At 70.4% G+C, this 16,817-nt stretch carries 10 protein-coding genes and 5 pseudogenes; 14 read left to right on the forward strand and 1 reads right to left on the reverse strand.

Annotated features, from left to right (window positions below; translation table 11 throughout):
- The first annotated feature begins 5 nt into the window (after nt 1-5).
- Both PE067_RS11125 and PE067_RS11130 read left to right on the forward strand, forming a co-directional pair.
- A pseudogene (locus tag PE067_RS11125) lies at nt 6-1,862 on the forward strand (M3 family oligoendopeptidase).
- Nucleotides 1,859-2,332: a GNAT family protein gene (locus PE067_RS11130; protein ID WP_062563702.1), complete on the forward strand. Its 474-nt coding sequence runs from the start codon at nt 1,859-1,861 to the stop codon at nt 2,330-2,332. Before PE067_RS11125 ends, PE067_RS11130 begins: the two are co-directional and overlap by 4 nt.
- A gap of 148 nt (nt 2,333-2,480) precedes the next feature.
- Here PE067_RS11130 and PE067_RS11135 read toward each other — a convergent pair whose 3' ends face one another.
- Nucleotides 2,481-4,112 carry an acyl-CoA synthetase gene (locus PE067_RS11135; protein WP_062563701.1) on the reverse strand — a complete coding sequence of 544 codons (1,632 nt, stop codon included), beginning with the start codon at nt 4,110-4,112 and terminating at the stop codon, nt 2,481-2,483.
- A 247-nt stretch (nt 4,113-4,359) separates the two neighbouring features.
- Between PE067_RS11135 and PE067_RS11140 the strand changes: the two are divergent.
- From PE067_RS11140 to PE067_RS11195, 12 genes and pseudogenes are all read left to right on the forward strand, one after another.
- Nucleotides 4,360-5,658 (forward strand): annotated as a pseudogene (locus PE067_RS11140) (efflux RND transporter periplasmic adaptor subunit).
- 33 nt (nt 5,659-5,691) lie between these two features.
- Nucleotides 5,692-8,817, forward strand: a complete 3,126-nt coding sequence (locus tag PE067_RS11145; RefSeq protein WP_062563699.1) for an efflux RND transporter permease subunit — start codon at nt 5,692-5,694, stop codon at nt 8,815-8,817.
- Between the two features lie 221 nt (nt 8,818-9,038).
- A pseudogene (locus tag PE067_RS11150) lies at nt 9,039-9,341 on the forward strand (LapD/MoxY N-terminal periplasmic domain-containing protein); the annotation flags it as partial.
- A gap of 322 nt (nt 9,342-9,663) precedes the next feature.
- Nucleotides 9,664-9,816: pseudogene (locus PE067_RS11155) on the forward strand (histidine kinase); the annotation flags it as partial.
- A 196-nt stretch (nt 9,817-10,012) separates the two neighbouring features.
- The gene (locus PE067_RS11160; RefSeq protein WP_276189436.1) at nt 10,013-10,306 is read left to right on the forward strand and encodes a hypothetical protein; all 294 of its coding nucleotides are present in this window, start codon (nt 10,013-10,015) and stop codon (nt 10,304-10,306) included.
- Nucleotides 10,307-10,413: 107 nt separating this feature from the next.
- Nucleotides 10,414-10,608, forward strand: a pseudogene (locus tag PE067_RS21860) (response regulator); the annotation flags it as partial.
- 145 nt (nt 10,609-10,753) lie between these two features.
- Nucleotides 10,754-10,990, forward strand: coding sequence for a helix-turn-helix transcriptional regulator (locus PE067_RS11170; RefSeq protein WP_276189437.1), 237 nt, complete (start codon nt 10,754-10,756; stop codon nt 10,988-10,990).
- A 3-nt stretch (nt 10,991-10,993) separates the two neighbouring features.
- Nucleotides 10,994-12,277 (forward strand): helix-turn-helix transcriptional regulator, encoded by a 1,284-nt coding sequence (locus PE067_RS11175; RefSeq protein ID WP_276189438.1) that lies wholly within the window; start codon nt 10,994-10,996, stop codon nt 12,275-12,277.
- Nucleotides 12,278-12,299: 22 nt separating this feature from the next.
- Complete coding sequence (locus PE067_RS11180; RefSeq protein WP_062563695.1) at nt 12,300-12,656, forward strand: response regulator; 357 nt, start codon at nt 12,300-12,302, stop codon at nt 12,654-12,656.
- Nucleotides 12,653-12,907, forward strand: a complete 255-nt coding sequence (locus tag PE067_RS11185; protein ID WP_062563694.1) for a hypothetical protein — start codon at nt 12,653-12,655, stop codon at nt 12,905-12,907. Before PE067_RS11180 ends, PE067_RS11185 begins: the two co-directional genes overlap by 4 nt.
- Nucleotides 12,897-15,617 carry an ATP-binding protein gene (locus tag PE067_RS11190; protein WP_276189439.1) on the forward strand — a complete coding sequence of 907 codons (2,721 nt, stop codon included), beginning with the start codon at nt 12,897-12,899 and terminating at the stop codon, nt 15,615-15,617. Before PE067_RS11185 ends, PE067_RS11190 begins: the two co-directional genes overlap by 11 nt.
- Nucleotides 15,614-16,795, forward strand: a complete 1,182-nt coding sequence (locus PE067_RS11195) for a flagellar motor switch protein FliM (protein ID WP_276189440.1) — start codon at nt 15,614-15,616, stop codon at nt 16,793-16,795. The genes PE067_RS11190 and PE067_RS11195 overlap by 4 nt, the downstream gene beginning before the upstream one ends.
- Nucleotides 16,796-16,817 lie beyond the last annotated feature (22 nt).

The raw sequence follows: 16,817 nt of genomic DNA on the forward strand, positions 1-16,817 counted from the left end.
CGATCATGACGATTTCTGCCTGCCGCCCCCTGCCCCTCCGCGCCCTGCCGCGGGACGAGAACGCGCTTCCCGTTGCCGCCGACGCCCCCGAACTGGGCCAATTGCCGGAATGGGATCTAAGCGATCTCTACCCGGCACCCGACGCGCCGGAGTTGACCCGCGATCTCGAGGCGGTCGAGGCGGCCTGCTCCGCCTTCGCGCGCGATTATGACGGCAAGCTGGTCGCGCTGGGGCCGGACAAGATGCTGGAATGCATCGAGCGCTACCAGGACATCGACATTCTGGCCGGGCGGCTCATGTCCTATGCCGGGCTGCGCTATTACCAGAACACCACCGACGCGGCCCGTGCCAAGCTGATGGGCGACATGCAGGACCGCATCACCACGGCGACGACCAAGCTGGTGTTCTTCAGCCTGGAATTCAACCGCATCCCCGACGCCCGCTATGCCGAGGTCTTCGCGGCCCCGAACGGCCCCGCGCGCTACAAGCCGGTGTTCGACCGCATGCGCGCCATGCGTCCCTATCGGCTCCTCGAACGAGCTGGAACGCTTCCTGCACGACAATTCAGTCGTCGGCGCCGCCGCCTGGAACCGGCTCTTCGACGAGACCACCGCCGGGCTGACCTTCGACGTGGACGGCGAAGAGCCGGGTATCGAGGCGACGCTGAACCTGCTGACCGACCACGACCGCGCCCGGCGCGAGGCCGGCGCCAAGGCCCTGGCCGCGGTCTTCGGCAAGAACATCAAGCTTTTCGCGCGCATTCACAACACGCTCGCCAAGGAAAAATCCATCGAGGACAAGTGGCGCAAGATGCCGACGCCGCAGACCGCGCGCCACCTGTCGAACCATGTCGAACCCGAGGTGGTCGAGGCGTTGCGCAATGCCGTCACCGCCGCCTATCCGCGCCTGTCGCATCGCTATTACCGGCTGAAAGCGCGCTGGCTGGGGCTCGACAAGCTGCAGGTCTGGGACCGCAACGCGCCGCTGCCGACCGAGACGCCGCGCCTGATCGCCTGGCCCGAGGCCGAGGCGACCGTGCTCGACGCCTATGCCGGCTTCTCGCCGAAACTGGCCGAACTGGCGCAGCCCTTCTTCGAGCGGGGCTGGATCGACGCCGGCGTGAAGCCCGGCAAGGCGCCCGGCGCCTTTGCGCACCCGACCGTCACCACCGTGCATCCCTATGTGCTGCTGAACTACCTCGGCAAGCCGCGCGACGTGATGACGCTGGCGCATGAGCCTGGGCCACGGCGTCCACCAGCGCCTGGCGGCCGGACAGGGCGAACTCCTGGCCTCGACGCCGCTGACGCTCGCGGAAACCGCCTCGGTCTTCGGCGAAATGCTGACCTTCCGCGCGCTGCTGGCCAAGACCAGCGACAAGGCCCAGCGCAAGGCGCTGCTGGCCGGCAAGGTCGAGGACATGATCAACACGGTCGTGCGCCAGATCGCCTTCTACGATTTCGAATGCAAGCTGCACGCCGCCCGCGCCAAGGGCGAGCCTGACGCCCGAGGACATCAACGATCTCTGGATGTCGATCCAGGCCGAATCGCTGGGCGATGCCTTCGAATTCATGCCGGGATACGAGACCTTCTGGACCTATATCCCGCATTTCGTGCATTCGCCCTTCTACGTCTATGCCTATGCCTTCGGCGACGGGCTGGTGAATGCGCTCTATGCCGCCTACGAGGACGGGCTGCCCGACTTCCAGGCGAAATATTTCGCCATGCTCTCGGCCGGCGGCGCGCAGCATCACAAGGAACTGCTGGCGCCCTTCGGCCTCGACGCCTCGGACCCGGCCTTCTGGGACAAGGGCCTCGCGATGATCGAGGGCTTCATCGACGAACTCGAGGCGATGGAGGCGTGATCACGCTGGAACCGCTGGGCCGCGACGGTTACGACCGCGTGGCCCATATCGCCGTGACGCCGCAGCAGGAACCCTTCTGCGGCACCATCGCCGGCCATTTCCAGGCCGACGAGTCGGGCTGCGACTTCCACCTGATCGCCCGCGACGGCCGGCCGGTCGGCTTCTTCAAGATCGACCGCGCCTATGCTGCGCGCTACGACTTCGCCGCGCCGGACGAACTGGGCCTGCGCGGCGTGATGGTGGACGCGCGCGAGCAGGGCAAGGGCAGCGGCAAGGCGGCGATGCGGGCGCTCGGCCCCTATGTCGCGCGCCGCTATCCCCAGGCCCGCGCGCTGGTGCTGACGGTGAACGAGGCCAACCCCCTGGCCCGCGCCGTCTATCTGGCGGCGGGTTTCCGGGATACCGGCGCGCTCCACCACGGCGGCCAGATCGGCCCGCAGCATATCCTGCGCCTGCCGCTGCGCGCCTGACGCCAGCACCCGACGCCTCCAGCCTTCACTGTTTTCCAAATACTCCGCCGACCGCGCCAAAAGGCCCGGACCGCGCGCCTCTCTCTCCGCGCCCGGGCCTTCTTTGTTTTCCAAATACCCCGCCGACCGCGCGCCGGGGCACCCGGCTTCACCCCAGGGCGCGCGCCCGGTCCCGCAGCACGAACTTCTGGATCTTGCCGGTCGAGGTCTTGGGCAACTCGCCGAACACCACCGTTTTCGGCACCTTGTAGCGCGCCATGTTCTGCCGGCAGAACGCGATCAGCGCCTCGGCCTCGGCCGCGCGGCCCGGCTTCAGCGTCACGAAGGCGCAGGGCGTCTCGCCCCAGGTCTCATCCGGCCGGGCGACCACCGCGGCCTCCAGCACGTCGGGGTGCTTGTAGAGCACGTCCTCGACCTCGATCGAGGAGATGTTCTCGCCGCCCGAGATGATGATGTCCTTGGAACGGTCCTTGAGCTCGATATAGCCGTCGGGATGCATCACGCCCAGGTCGCCCGAGGCGAACCAGCCGCCCCGGAATGCCTTTTCCGTGGCCGAGGGGTTCTTCAGATAGCCCTTCATCACGTTGTTGCCGCGCATGAAGACCTCGCCCATGGTCTCACCGTCGGCGGGCACTGGGGCCAGCGTCTCGGGGTCGGCGACCATCAGCCCGTCCAGCGCCGGGTTGCGCACGCCCTGGCGCGATTTCATGCGGGCGCGCGCCTCGCCCTCCAGCCCGTCCCATTCCGTCTTCCAGGCGCAGACGACTGAGGGGCCATAGGTCTCGGTCAGGCCATAGACATGGGTGATCTCGATGCCCATGGCCTCGACCGCCGCGATGACCGAGGCCGGGGGCGGTGCGCCCGCGACCATGGCCTTGACCGGATGGTCGAAGTCCTTCAGCGCATCGGGGGCATTGGCCAGCATGTTCATCACGATGGGCGCGCCGCAGAAATGCGTGACCCGCTCGTCGCGGATCAGGCGGAAGATCGGCTCGGCCCGCACCGCGCGCAGGCAGACGCAGACCCCGGCATTGGCGGCGATGGTCCAGGGGAAGCACCAGCCGTTGCAATGGAACATCGGCAGCGTCCACAGATAGCGCGCATGATGCGGCATCTGCCACGAGGTGATGTTCGCCAGCGCATTCAGCGCCGCACCGCGGTGGTGATAGACCACGCCCTTGGGGTCGCCCGTCGTCCCCGAGGTATAGTTCAGCGAGATCGCGTCCCATTCGTCGGGCGGCATCTGCCAGTCGAAGTCCGGATCGCCCTCGGCCAGCAGGTCGTCATAGCTCAGCGCGCCCACGCGGCTGCCGCCCTGGAAGCTGGGGTCGAGGATGTCCACCACCAGGATCTCGCGGCCGCGCGCGATCTTGACGGCGCGCTCGGCCAGTTCCGAAAACTCGGGATCGACCAGCAGCACGCGGGCCTCGCCATGGCTGAGGATGAAGGCGACCGCCTCGGCATCCAGCCGGGTGTTGATCGCGTTCAGCACCGCGCCGGTCATCGGCACGCTGAAATGGCTCTCGAACAGCTCGGGGATATTCGCGGACAGCACTGCCACCGTGTCGCCCTTGCCGATGCCGCGCGCGGCGAGCGCCCCGGCGATGCGGCGGCAGCGCGCATAGGTCTCGGCCCAGTTGCGGCGCACGCCCTCGTGCACCACGGCCAGCGCCCGAGGATGGACCTGGGCGGTATGCTCCAGGAAACGCAGCGGCGAAAGCTGCGCGTAATTCGCCGGACAGATGTCCAGGCCCTGGCTGTAGATATCGTAATGCGGCACTTGCCCCTCCGTCGCGATCGCGCGCCCGCGACTAAGCCAGTCGCGACGGGTTTTGCCAAGGGGGCGATTGCCAGCGCCCGGTGGCGCGGTCCGGGTGGGTATTTGGAGAACGAAGAAAATCCAGGGTAAGAATCCGGGCGGCGCATTCCGGGCGGATTTGGGATTGATAATCGCCGGCCAAACTGTTCGTTATCGGAGCGTGACCAGACTGCCCGGAGCAAGAACGATGTCAGCGCCCGCGCGCCGCATGGCGATTTCCCTGTTTCTGCCGATCGCGGCGGGGCTGATGCCTGCGCCGAGCCTGGCGCAGGATCCCGGCCAGCAGCCGCCGACCCCGGTCACGGTGGTCACGCTGCGGGCCCAGGATGTGCCCCTGACCACCACCCTGCCCGGCCGCGTCACCGCCTCGGCCGAGGCCGAGGTGCGCCCGCAGGTCAACGGCATCGTCACCGAGCGCCTGTTCGACGAGGGCAGCCATGTCAAGGTCGGCGACCCGCTGTTCCGCATCGACGCCACCACCTACCAGGCCGCCGTGGCCCAGGCCGAGGCCGCCGTGGCCCAGGCCCGCGCCCAGGCCGAGAATGCCCGGCGCGAGGCCGAGCGCGTCGGCGCGCTGCGCGACCGCCGCGTCGCCTCGGAAAGCTCGACCGACAGCGCCATCGCCGCGCGCGACGCCGCCGAGGCCGCGGTCAAGGTCGCCGAGGCGCAGCTGCAGACCGCGAATATCGAACTGGAGCGCACCACCATCCGCGCCGAGCTGGACGGCGAGATCGGTCTGGCGCAGACCAGCCAGGGCGCGCTGGTCACCGCCAGCCAGGCGACGCCGCTCGCGGTGATCCGCAAGCTGGACCCGGTGCATGTCGACGTGACGCAATCGGCGGCTGAGGTCATCCGCTTCCGCCGCACCATGGCCGCGCAGAACGAAGGCGCCAAACATGCCGAGCAGAAGGTGACGCTGCGCCTGGCGGATGGCACCGAATTCGACCAGGAGGGCACGCTGACCGCCGCCGAGCCCTATGTGAACGAGACGACCGGCGTGGTCACGCTGCGGCTGGCCTTCGCCAATCCCGACCGCATCCTGCTGCCCGGCATGTATGTGCAGGCCGTGGTGCAGCAGGCCACCGCCAGGGACGTGGTGCTGGCGCCGCAGGAAGGCGTCAGCCGCGACCGGCGCGGCCAGCCCATCGCGCTGGTGGTCAATGCCCAGGACGTCGTCGAGCAGCGCCAGCCTGACCGTGCTGCAGGACCACGGCAGCCAATGGGTCGTCAGTGAAGGTCTGGACGACGGCGACCGCATCGTGGTCGAGGGCGTCCAGAAGATCGCCCCGGCATGACCGTCGCCCCCGAGGAACGCAAGGCGGCCGAAGGCACCGATGCGGAGGCCGTGCCGGCCGAGGGCGGCGACGCTGCCGCCGGCCAGCCCGCAGAGCAGCCCGCTGCCGAAGAGCCGGCCGAACAAGCCGCCGACGACGCCGCGCCGGCCCAAGGCGCCGCGCCCGCCGAGGCCGCGCCGGAGGCGGCGGACCCGGCCCAGCCCGCGAACTGACCGCGACACCGCGAGGAAAGACAGGAACCGCATATGGCCCGCTTCTTCATCGACCGTCCGGTGTTCGCCTGGGTGATCTCGATCCTGATCATGGGTCTGGGGATCCTGTCGATCCTGTCCCTGCCCGTCGCGCAATATCCGCAGATCGCGCCGCCCACGGTGACGATCCGCGCCACCTATCCCGGCGCCTCGGCCGAGACGGTGGCCAATACCGTGACCCAGGTGATCGAGCAGCAGATGACCGGCCTCGACGGGCTGCGCTATTTCAAGTCCAGCTCGACCTCCTCCGGCAGTTCGCAGACCGAGCTGACCTTCGAAACCGGCACCGACCCCGACATCGCCCAGGTCCAGGTGCAGAACAAGCTGTCCCAGGCCACCGCGCTGCTGCCGGAACCCGTGCAGCGCCAGGGCCTGACGGTCGAGAAATCGGCCTCGGGCTTCCTGATGGTCATCGGCCTGACCTCGCCCGACGGAAGTTTCGAGCAGGTGGACCTGTCGGATTACCTGATCTCGAACCTGGTCAACGACCTCAGCCGGATCGAGGGCGTGGGCTCGATCCAGGTCTTCGGCGCGCAATATGCCATGCGCATCTGGCTCGACCCGTCGAAACTGGCCGCTTATGAGCTGACGCCGGGCGACGTGGTCGCGGCGGTCTCGGCCGAGAACGCGCAGATCTCGGCCGGCAGCTTCGGCAGCCAGCCGGCGCCGCAGGGCCAGATGCTGAACGCCACCATCACCGCGCAATCGCTGCTGTCGACGCCCGAGGATTTCGAGCAGATCGTGCTGCGCGCCGAACAGGACGGCGGGCTGATCCTGCTGAAGGACGTGGCCCGCGTCGAGATCGGCGCCGAGGATTACATGACCAACGCCCGCTACAACGGGCAGCCGGCCTCGGGGCTGGCGATCAGCCTGGCCTCGGGCGCGAACGCGCTCGACACGGCGGAACGGGTCAAGGCGCGGATGGAGGAATTCGCCCGCTTCTTCCCCGAGGGCATGGATTACGTCATCCCCTTCGACACCACGCCCTTCGTGCTGATCTCCATCGAGGAGGTGGTCAAGACGCTGGTCGAGGCCATCGTGCTGGTGTTCTTCGTCATGCTGCTGTTCCTGCAGAACTGGCGCGCGACGCTGATCCCGACGCTGGCGGTGCCGGTGGTGCTGCTGGGCACCTTCGGCATCCTCGCGGCCTTCGGCTTTACCATCAACACGCTGACCATGCTGGCCATGGTGCTGGCCATCGGGTTGCTGGTCGATGACGCCATCGTCGTGGTCGAGAACGTCGAGCGCATCATGGAGGACGAGGGACTTGAGCCGCGCGAGGCCACCCGCAAGTCCATGGGCCAGATCACCGGCGCGCTGATCGGCATCGCGCTGGTCTTGTCGGCGGTCTTCGTGCCGATGGCCTTCTTCGGCGGCTCGACCGGGGTGATCTACAAGCAGTTCGCCGTGACCATCGCCAGCGCCATGGGCCTGTCGGTCGTCGTGGCGCTGTCGCTGACCCCGGCGCTGTGCGCCACCCTGCTGAGAAACGAGCACGGCCACAAGACGCGCGGGCTTTTCGGCCTGTTCAACCGCGGCTTCGACAGCACCATGCGCGGCTATGGCGGCGCGGTCGGCTGGATCATCCGCCGGCCGCTGCGCATGATGCTGATCTATGCCGCCATCGGCGCGGCCATGGTGTTCCTGTTCCTGCGCACGCCCACCGGCTTTCTGCCCGACGAGGACCAGGGCATCATGTTCGCGCTGATCCAGGGCCCGACCGGCGCCACGCAGGAACGCACCGACGCGGTCATCGACCAGATCCAGCATTACTTCGCCGAGAACGAATCCGAGAATGTCGACAGCTTCTTCGGCGTCTCGGGCTTCAGCTTCGCGGGCTCGGGCCAGAACATGGGCATCGCCTTCCTGCGGCTGAAGGACTGGGACGAACGCCCCGGCGCCGACCAGTCGGTGCAGGCCATCGCCGGCCGCGCCTTCCCGGCCTTCATGGGCATCCGCGACGCCATGGCCTTCCCCATCGTGCCGCCCTCGGTGATCGAGCTCGGCAACGTCTCGGGCTTCGACTTCTATCTGCAGGCCCGCGCCGGCCAGCCGCATGAACAGTTGCTGGACGCGAGGAACCAGCTTCTGGGCATGGCCGCGCAGGACGGGCGCATCGCCCAGGCACGGCCGAACGGGCTTGAGGACGCATCCGAATACAAGCTCGACATCGACTGGCGCAAGGCCGGGGCGATGGGGGTCACGGCCTCGGACGTGGGCAGCCTGCTGTCGGTCGCCTGGGCCGGCAGCTATGTCAACGACTTCATCGACCGCGGCCGCATCAAGCGGGTCTATGTCCAGGGCGAATCGCAGTCGCGCGCCGTGCCGACCGACATCGACAAATGGCGGGTCAGGAACAGTGCCGGCGGGCTGGTGCCCTTCTCGAACTTCGCCGAGGGGCGCTGGAGCTATGGGCCGCAGGGCCTGTCGCGCTATAACGGCGTTCCGGCGATGAACATCCAGGGCAACCCGGCGCCCGGCGTCTCGTCGGGCCAGGGCATGGCCGCCATCGAGGAACTGGCGGCGCAGCTGCCGCCCGGCTTCGACGTGGCCTGGACCGGCCTTTCGCTGGAGGAACAGGCGGCCGGCAACCAGACCATGCTGCTTTACGGGCTGTCGCTGGCGGTGGTGTTCCTGTGCCTGGCCGCGCTTTACGAAAGCTGGTCGATCCCCTTCGCGGTCATGCTCGCCATGCCGATCGGCGTCCTGGGCGCGCTGGTCGGGGCCTGGCTTGGCGGCTTCGACAATGGCGTGTTTTTCCAGGTCGGGCTGCTGACCGTCATCGGCCTGACCGGTAAGAACGCCATCCTGATCGTCGAATTCGCCCGCGAGCAGGTGGAGCAACACGGCAAGCCGCTGTTCGAGGCGGTGATCGAGGCCGCGCGCCAGCGCTTCCGGCCGATCATGATGACCTCGGTCGCCTTCTCGCTGGGCGTGCTGCCGCTGGTGCTGTCGACCGGCGCCGGCGCCAACGGCCGCAACACCATCGGCGCCACGGTGCTGGGCGGCACCGTCTCGGCCACGGTGCTGGGGGTGCTGTTCGTGCCGCTGTTCTTCGTGCTGGTGCGCCGGGCGCTCGGCCGGCCCGAGGCACCCGAGCCGGGCGCCGCCCGCACCTGACCTGGCCTGCCCGCGCCAGCCCGCTTGCGGGCTTTCGCGCGCCGGCCTAGTCTTTCGCCAAGGGGCCGCAGGAGGGGACATGGAGGCGACCGGCCAGATCGCAGGGTGCGGCAGGCGGATGAGGCACGCCCCCGCCCGCATGGCGTGGCGCTGCGCCCGCTGGCGCTGGGGGCGCGACGCTGGCCTGGCTCGCGATCTTTGCCATCGTCGTCTCGGTGCTGATGCTGAACGCCCGCGCCGCCGTGCGCGCCGAGACCGAGGCCGCCTTCGGGCTGGCCAATGCCTTTGCCACCATGCGCCTGCCCACCGCCTTCGAGCGTCGCGACATGATGGCCGAGGCGCGCCAGATCGCCGCCGACATCGAATCGCAGCGCCATGTCTCGGCCGAGCTGCGCGACGCCACCGGCCGGCCGGTGGCCTTGCCACTGGCGCCGCAGCCCCCGCGCGACCCGCCGCCGGGCTGGTTCGCCGCCCTGCTGCGCCCGGCCCCGCGGGCCGACCTGATCCCGGTCTCGCAATATCCGAACGTGCTGGGCGTGCTCGAGATCCGCACCGATCCCGGCGACGAGATCGCCGAGGCCTGGGCCGATTTCCGGCTGATGCTGCCGCTGCTGGGCGGCATGGCGCTGGCGGTGCTGGGCGTGACCATGGCAATCACCGGGCTGGTGCTGCGCCGGCTGGGGGTGCTGGGCGCGGCGCTGGCGCGGATGCGGGCGGGGGACCTGGCCGTGCGGGCGCCGCAGACCGGGCTGGCCGAGCTGGGCCGAGCTCAGCGACGGGGTGAATGCGTTGGCCAGCCATCTGGCACGCGAGCGGGCCGAGAACCGCCGCCTTCAGGGCCGGATGATGACCCTGGCCGAATCCGAGCGCGCCCGCATCGCCAGCGACCTGCACGACGGCGTCGGCCCGCAGCTTTTCGCGCTGCAAGCCGCCATCGACCAAGCCGGGGAACGCGCCGGCGGGGCCGCCGACCCGGCCCTGGCGGGGGCGCTGGCGGCGGTCTCGCGCCATGCGGCGGCGATCCGGGCCAGCGCGCGCGCCGCCATCGACGACCTGCGCCTGTCGCCGGCCGAGGGCGCGAGCTTGGCCGAAATGCTGCAGGAGCCTGCTGTTCGAATTCGCCGACATGGCGCCCGAGGTCGAATTCGCGCTCGATGCGCCGCAGGACCTGCCCGCGGCCGACGAGGCGGCGCGGGTGGCGCTGTTCCGCTTCGTGCGCGAAAGCGTGCTGAACGCGCTGCGCCACGCCCGTCCGACGCGGGTCGGGGTCGCGCTGGCCACGGCACCCGGCGCCGCGCTGCTGGCCCGGGTCGAGGACGACGGCGCCGGCCCCCGGCCCGCCGGCCGCAAGGGGCTGGGCCAGACCGGCATGCGCGACCGCGCCAGCGCGCTTGGCGGAGACTACACGCCGCCCCGCCGCGACGGCGCCATGACCGTGACCGAATGCCGGCTGACTCTGGCCGGACCGCAGGACCAGGAAACCGATTGATGAACGCCAGCGCCCCTGCCGCCGATGCCGAGCCCGCCGCCCTGCGGGTGCTGATCGTCGACGACCACCCGGTGGTGGCCGAGGGCTGGGAATGGATCACCAAAGGCCGGCTGGACTGTCGGATTACCGCGGCGGCGACGCCCTTGCAGGGCTGGCGGGCATGGCGGCGCGCGGCCCCGGACCTGATGGTGATCGACCTGACCATGGGCGAATCGCGGCTGGCCGGGGTGCGGCTGATCGAGCGGCTGCGCGCCGCCGGGACCGAACTGCCGATCCTGGTCTTTACCATGCATCGCAGCCCGCTCATTGCCCGGCGCGCCTTGCAGGCCGGCTGCAACGGCATCGTGATGAAGGATCTCGCCCTCGGCCGAGATCTGCGAGGCGCTGCGCGAACTGGCCGCCGGGCGCGATTACGTCCCCGCCGACCTCGCCCGCAAGATCGCGCTGATGGAGCGGCCCGGCGCCGCCCCCGCCCGCCCGCGCCTGACCCCGCGCGAGCTGGAGATCTTGCGCGCCATCGCCAGCGGCCTCAGCTATCGCGACATCGCCGCCCGCGCCAATATCAGCTACAAGACCGTCTCGAACGTCAGCCAGACGCTGAAGGACAAGCTGGGCGCCACCAGCCTGGCCGATCTGGTGGTCAAGGCCGTGCGCCATCTCGACGAAAGCCGGGACGAGGTCTGAGCCATGGCGCGCCCGCCCGCCTCGCACCGCTCGCCCCATGCCCGGCCGCTGATCGGCACCCGCATCCGCGAGCGGCGCCTGTCGCTCGGCCGGCGCCAGACCGAGGTGGCGCGGCGGGCCGAGATCTCGGCCGCCTATCTGAACCTCATCGAGCACAACCGCCGCCCGGTCGGCGAGGCGCTGCTGACCCGGCTGGCCGAGGCGTTGGAGATCGACGCGACCGAGCTTGCCTCGGACCGCGAGGAGGCGCTGATCGGCGCCCTGCGCGAGGCGGCCGCGCGCGCGGGCGAGCAGCCGGTCGAGCTGGACCAGATCGCCGAATTCGCCGCCCGCTTTCCCGGCTGGGCGGCGGTGCTGGCCCTGGCCGTGCGCCGCGCCGACGCGCTGGAACGGCGGCTGGTCGCGCTGTCGGACCGCATGACCCGCGACCCCTATCTGCTGACCACGCTGCACGAGGTGCAATCGGCAGTGACGGCGCTGCGCTCGACCGCGACCATCCTGGCCGAGACGCCGGAAATCGAAAGCGAATGGCGCGACCGCTTCCACGCCAACCTGGACAGCGACAGCCAGCGCCTGTCGCGCACCGCGCAATCGCTGGTGGCCTATCTCGACAGTTTCGAGGACGAGGCCGTGCCGATGTCGCCGCAGGAAGAGGTCGAGGCCTGGATCGCCGCCGGAGAGCCCGACCCGGCCGATGCGGCCGAACTGGCCTCGGACGCGGCACGGGTGATGGCGCGCGACCTGCTGGCGGCGCAGGCCCGCGACCGCGCCGCCCTGCCCGACGCGGCGCTGGCGGCGGCGGTGGACGAGGCCGGCGAGACCGGCGGCGACCCGGCGCTGATCGCGGCGCGGCTGGGCCGGCCGCTGGAGCCGGTGCTGCGCCGGCTGGGCATGCTGCGCCCCGGTCCCTGGGCCCAGGCCGGGCTGATCGTCTGCGACGGCTCGGGCGCCACGCCCTTTCGCCACGCCGCGCCCGGCTTCGAGCTGCCCCGCCCCGGCGAAGGCTGCGCGCTCTGGCCGCTGTTCGAGGCCCTGGCCCAGCCGCAGCTGCCGGTCGCGCGGCTGATCGAGACCGCCGGCGGCCGCCGCTTCGCCGCCTGGGCGGTGGCCGAGCGGCTGCTGCCGATGGGTTTCGACGGCCCGGTGCTGAGCCGGGCGCAGATGCTGATCCGCCCCGCCGGGCCCCAGGACGCGCGCCCGGCGCTCGGCGTCGGTCCCGCCTGCCGGATCTGCCCGCGCACGGTCTGCCCGGCGCGGCACGAACCCTCGATCCTGGGCCCGGCATGAGCCCCATTCCGGAGAACCGCGCATGAGCGTCGACGTGCTGCTGATCGAGGACGAGCCCAGCATCGCCGAGGCGGTGCGCTTCATCCTGACCCGCGACGGTTGGGGCTGCGAGCAATGGCCCGAGGGCACCGGCGCGCTGGAGCGCATCCGGGCGCTGGCGCCGCGCATGCTGATCCTGGACCTGATGCTGCCCGGCCGGTCCGGCGCCGAGATCCTGGCCGACCTGCGCGCCGACCCTGCCCTCGCAGCGCTGCCGGTGCTGCTCCTGTCGGCGCGCGGCACCGCCAACCTGCCGCCCGGCGCCGACCGCGTGCTGCCCAAGCCCTTCGCCAATGCCGATCTGCGCGCCGTGGTGCGCGAATTGCTGGAGCAGGCATGAGGCTGCGCCCGCCCCGCCTGTTCCTGGGCCGCACCGCCTATCGCCGCCGCCGGCTGGCCGAGGCGACCCGGCTGGTCCCGGTGCTGTTCGCGGCGCTGGTGCTGATCCCGCCGATCTGGCTGCCGCAGCATTTCAGCTATGCCCGCGGCGCGGTCTGGCTGGCGGTGGCCTGGGCGCTGGCCATCGCCGCGACCGCCGCGCTGCATCGCGCGCTGGGACGGCCCTCGGCGGAGGACGAGGATGACGCCTGAATCCCTGGTCGCCGCTTCGGTGGCCTATGTGGCGCTGATGTTCCTTCTGGCCCATGCCGCCGACCGCGCCGCCGCCGCCGGGCGCTGGCGCTGGATGGACCGGCCGGTGATCTATACGCTGTCGCTCTCGGTCTATTGCTCGGCCTGGACGTTTTACGGCGCGGTGGGCTACGCCAGCCGCTCGGGGCTGGAATTCCTGACCATCTATCTTGGTCCCGGCATCGTGTTTTCCGGCGCTTGGTGGGGCTTGCGCCGGCTGGTGCGGGTGGCGCGGATGCATCGCGTGACCTCGATCGCCGACCTGATCTCCAGCCGCTTCGGCAAGTCGGCGGGGCTGGCCGCGCTGGTCACGCTGATCGGGGTAATGGCGGCGACGCCCTATATCGCGCTGCAATTGCAGTCGGTCTCGATGGCGCTGTCGGCCTTTGCCACGCCCGAGCACGCGCTGCCGCGCAATGTCTCGGTCTGGGTGGCGCTGGGGCTCGCGGCCTTCGCCATCCTGTTCGGCACCCGCAACCTTGCGGTGGACGAGCGCCACCACGGCGTCGTCATCGCCATCGCCGTCGAGGCGGTGGTCAAGCTCGCCGCCTTCGTCGCGGTCGGGGTCTTCGTGATCTGGGGCATCGCCGACGGCCCCGCCGACGTGCTGGCACGCATCGACCGCATGTCCGTCTCGGCCGGCGGCGAGGGCTGGCCGATCAACCCCGAGCGCTGGTTCACGCTGATCCTGCTGTCGGGCGCGGCGGTGATGGTGCTGCCGCGCATGTTCCACGTCCTGGTGGTCGAGGCCAGCGACGAGGACCGGCTGCGCCAGGCCGGCTGGGCCTTTCCGGCCTATCTGGCGCTGATGTCCTTCCTGGTGCTGCCCATCGCCGTGGTCGGCGCCGACATCCTGCCCAAGGGCGCCAATCCCGACCTTTACGTGCTGGACCTGCCGCTGTCGCAGGGCCGCGAGGCCCTGGCGACGCTGGTCTTCCTGGGCGGGTTTTCCTCGGCCATGTCCATGGTCGTGGTCAGTGCCATCGCGCTGTCGACGATGATGGCGAACCATTGGCTGGTGCCGCTGTGGCTGCGGCTGCGCCAGGCGGCGCTGGCCGGGCCGGCGCGCGCGCCCGAGGATCTGGGCACGCTGATGCTCAACGCCCGCCGGCTGGCGATCCTTGCGATCATCGGCGCGGGCTGGCTTTACCACCGCATGTCGGGCGGCACTTCGGCCCTGGCCGCCATGGGCACGGTGGCCTTTTCCGGCATGGCGCAGGTGCTGCCGGCGCTGGTCGCGGGGCTTTTGTGGCGCGGCGCCACGCGGCGCGGCGCCATTGCCGGCGTGGTCGGCGGCACGCTGATCTGGACGCTGCTGGTCTTCCTGCCCTCGCTGGGGCTTCTGGCGCAGCCGGCGATGCCCGCAGGCATCGACCCCTTCGCCGGTGCCGTGCTGCTGGCGCTGGCGGTGAACCTGCTGCTTCTGGTGCTGATCTCGCTGATGGATTTCCCCGAACCGGCCGAGCGGCTGCAGTCGCTGTCCTTCGTCCACGCCGTCGCGCCCGACGCCGCGCCCGGCGACGGCGCCCCGGCCGTGCAGCCCGAGGCGCTGCTGACGCTGGCCGGGCGGCTCTGGGGCAACGACCACGCGCTGGAAACCTTTCGCCGCGCCGCCGAAAGCCAGGGCAAGGGCGGTTACCTGCCCGACCTGACGCCGCGCTTCCTCGCCGATTTCGAGCGGCTGCTGGCCGGCACCGTCGGCGCCGCCACCGCCGCGGCGCTGATGACCCGCGTCGGCGGGCGCGGCGGGGTCACCGTGTCGGACCTGATGGAGGTGGCGGGCGAGGCCAGCCGCGCGCGCGAAGACAACCGGCGGCTGGAGAACACCTCGGCCGAACTGGCAAGAACCGCCGCCATGCTGCGGGAAAGCAACGAGAAACTCACCGCGCTTTCCGCGCAGAAGGACGCTTTCCTTGGCCAGATCAGCCATGAGCTGCGCACGCCGATGACCTCGATCCGCGCCTTTTCCGAATTCCTGATGGAGCCGGATCTTCCGACCGAGGAACGCGCCCGCTTTGCCGGCATCATCCATGACGAGGCCGGCCGCATGACCCGTCTGCTGGACGACCTGCTGGATCTTTCCGTGCTCGAGGCCGGCAAGGCGCGGCTGAAGCCCGGCGTCTTCAACCTGCACGACCTGATCGAGCGCGCGCTCGCCTCGGCCGGCGCCGCAGCCTCCGGGCGCGACTTCGCCATCCGCCGCAATATCGCCGCCGAGCACCTGCCTGTGATCACGGATCAGGACCGGCTGCTTCAGGTCCTGATCAATGTGATCACGAATGCGCGCAAATATTGCAGCGCCGAGGCGCCGCAGATCCGCATCGACTGCCGCCGCAGCCCGGACGGCGGCACCGAGATCGATATCGCCGACAACGGCCCCGGCATCAGCGCCGGCAACCAGGCGCTGATCTTCGAGAAGTTCGCGAGGCTGAACGATCCCGCCAGGGCCGGCGGTGCCGGGCTGGGCCTGGCGATCTGCAAGGAAATCATGGAGTTCCTGGGCGGCTCGATCGCTTACCTGCCCGGCCAAGGCGGCGCCTGCTTCCGTATTTCGCTGCCGCCGCGCCCGCGCGCCGGGCGGAAAATGATGAAAATGCGGCGCGTTAAACCATTTGGCAACCTGTGCATGGCATGTTGCGCGAAAGTCGTTATGGATTCGCGTGGGTTATGAACAGCGCAGCAACGGAACAGGCGGGTGGCCCCGACAGCACCGGACCGGCAGCAGGCAGCGGGCCCGCGCTTGCGGCGGGTGCTCCCGTGCTTCACCGCTGGATCGCGGCGCGCGGCAACGCCCGCGCCCAATCGGCAATCGCGACACCGGCCGAGTTTCGGCTGGAGCGGGCGGCCGCGACCGCGCTCGGCCGGGCGGCGGAACGCCAGGCCCAATTGCCGGTCTTCGTCGAAAAGGTCGAACTGGCGCGCATGACCCTGTCGGAACTGCCGGAGATCCTGCCGGAACGCGCCCTGCTCGCCGTGATCGAGGGGCGACGTGATGCCATCGGGGTTGCCGCGATCTGCCCCAATCTGCTGGCCTCGCTGATCGAGATGCAGGCGATCGGCCGTGTCACCGCCCGCCCCGCCCCGGCGCGCAAGCCGACGCGCACCGATGCCTCGATCTCGGCCGATTTCGTCAATGCCCTGCTCGGTGAACTGGGGCGCGAATGCCAGGGCCAGGACGCGCCGAATTTCGCCGCCTTCCGCTATGCCACCTATATGGACGATCCCCGCCCGCTTTCGCTGATGCTCGAGGATGGCGACATGGTGCGGCTGACCCTGCGCTTTCGCATCGGTCCGGGCGGACAGCGCGACGGCACGCTGGTGATCGCGCTGCCGCTGGAACGCGACATGCGCATCCCGCCGTCCGAAGCGGCCCGGCCCGCCGCCGTTCTGCCCGGCATCAGCCCGGTCGCGCCGGTCGGGCAGGCGCCAGGGGCCTCGCTCGCCGAGGTGGTGCAGCAGGCTCCGGTCGCCCTGGTCGGCATCCTGTGCCGGCGCAAGGTCAGCCTGCAGCTCTTGCGCAACCTGACCCCCGGTGCCTCGATCCCCCTGCCGACCAATGTGCTGGACGACGCGCGCATCGAAACCGCCCAAGGCCAGCTGCTGGCGCGCGGCCGGCTGGGCGAGGCCGAAGGCTTTCACGCCATCCGCCTGCGCGATCTGGCGCAGGAGACGGCCCCGCGAACCGCTCCTCCGGCATGGCCGGCCGGTTCCCTGGCCGCCGCCTCGGCCGTCACAACGTCGCTGCCGCCCGATCCGCAGGAGCCGCCCTTGCAGGACTATCACGAAGCCGATCCGTTCCGCGGCGCCGAGCCCGACCCCGACGCGACGCCGGTCCGCTTTGCCGGCTAAGCAGCGGGGTCGCATCCGGTCC

Source organism: Paracoccus sp. DMF-8 (assembly GCF_029309835.1).
Lineage (GTDB): Bacteria > Pseudomonadota > Alphaproteobacteria > Rhodobacterales > Rhodobacteraceae > Paracoccus.

What these genes read in the sequence shown, in the direction of transcription:
- PE067_RS11145 (WP_062563699.1), top strand. Translation starts at nt 5,692, where the DNA reads ATGGCCCGCTTCTTCATCGACCGTCCGGTGTTCGCCTGGGTGATCTCG.
- PE067_RS11170 (WP_276189437.1), top strand. Translation starts at nt 10,754, where the DNA reads ATGGAGCGGCCCGGCGCCGCCCCCGCCCGCCCGCGCCTGACCCCGCGC.
- PE067_RS11175 (WP_276189438.1), top strand. Translation starts at nt 10,994, where the DNA reads ATGGCGCGCCCGCCCGCCTCGCACCGCTCGCCCCATGCCCGGCCGCTG.
- PE067_RS11180 (WP_062563695.1), top strand. Translation starts at nt 12,300, where the DNA reads ATGAGCGTCGACGTGCTGCTGATCGAGGACGAGCCCAGCATCGCCGAG.
- PE067_RS11185 (WP_062563694.1), top strand. Translation starts at nt 12,653, where the DNA reads ATGAGGCTGCGCCCGCCCCGCCTGTTCCTGGGCCGCACCGCCTATCGC.
- PE067_RS11190 (WP_276189439.1), top strand. Translation starts at nt 12,897, where the DNA reads ATGACGCCTGAATCCCTGGTCGCCGCTTCGGTGGCCTATGTGGCGCTG.
- PE067_RS11195 (WP_276189440.1), top strand. Translation starts at nt 15,614, where the DNA reads ATGAACAGCGCAGCAACGGAACAGGCGGGTGGCCCCGACAGCACCGGA.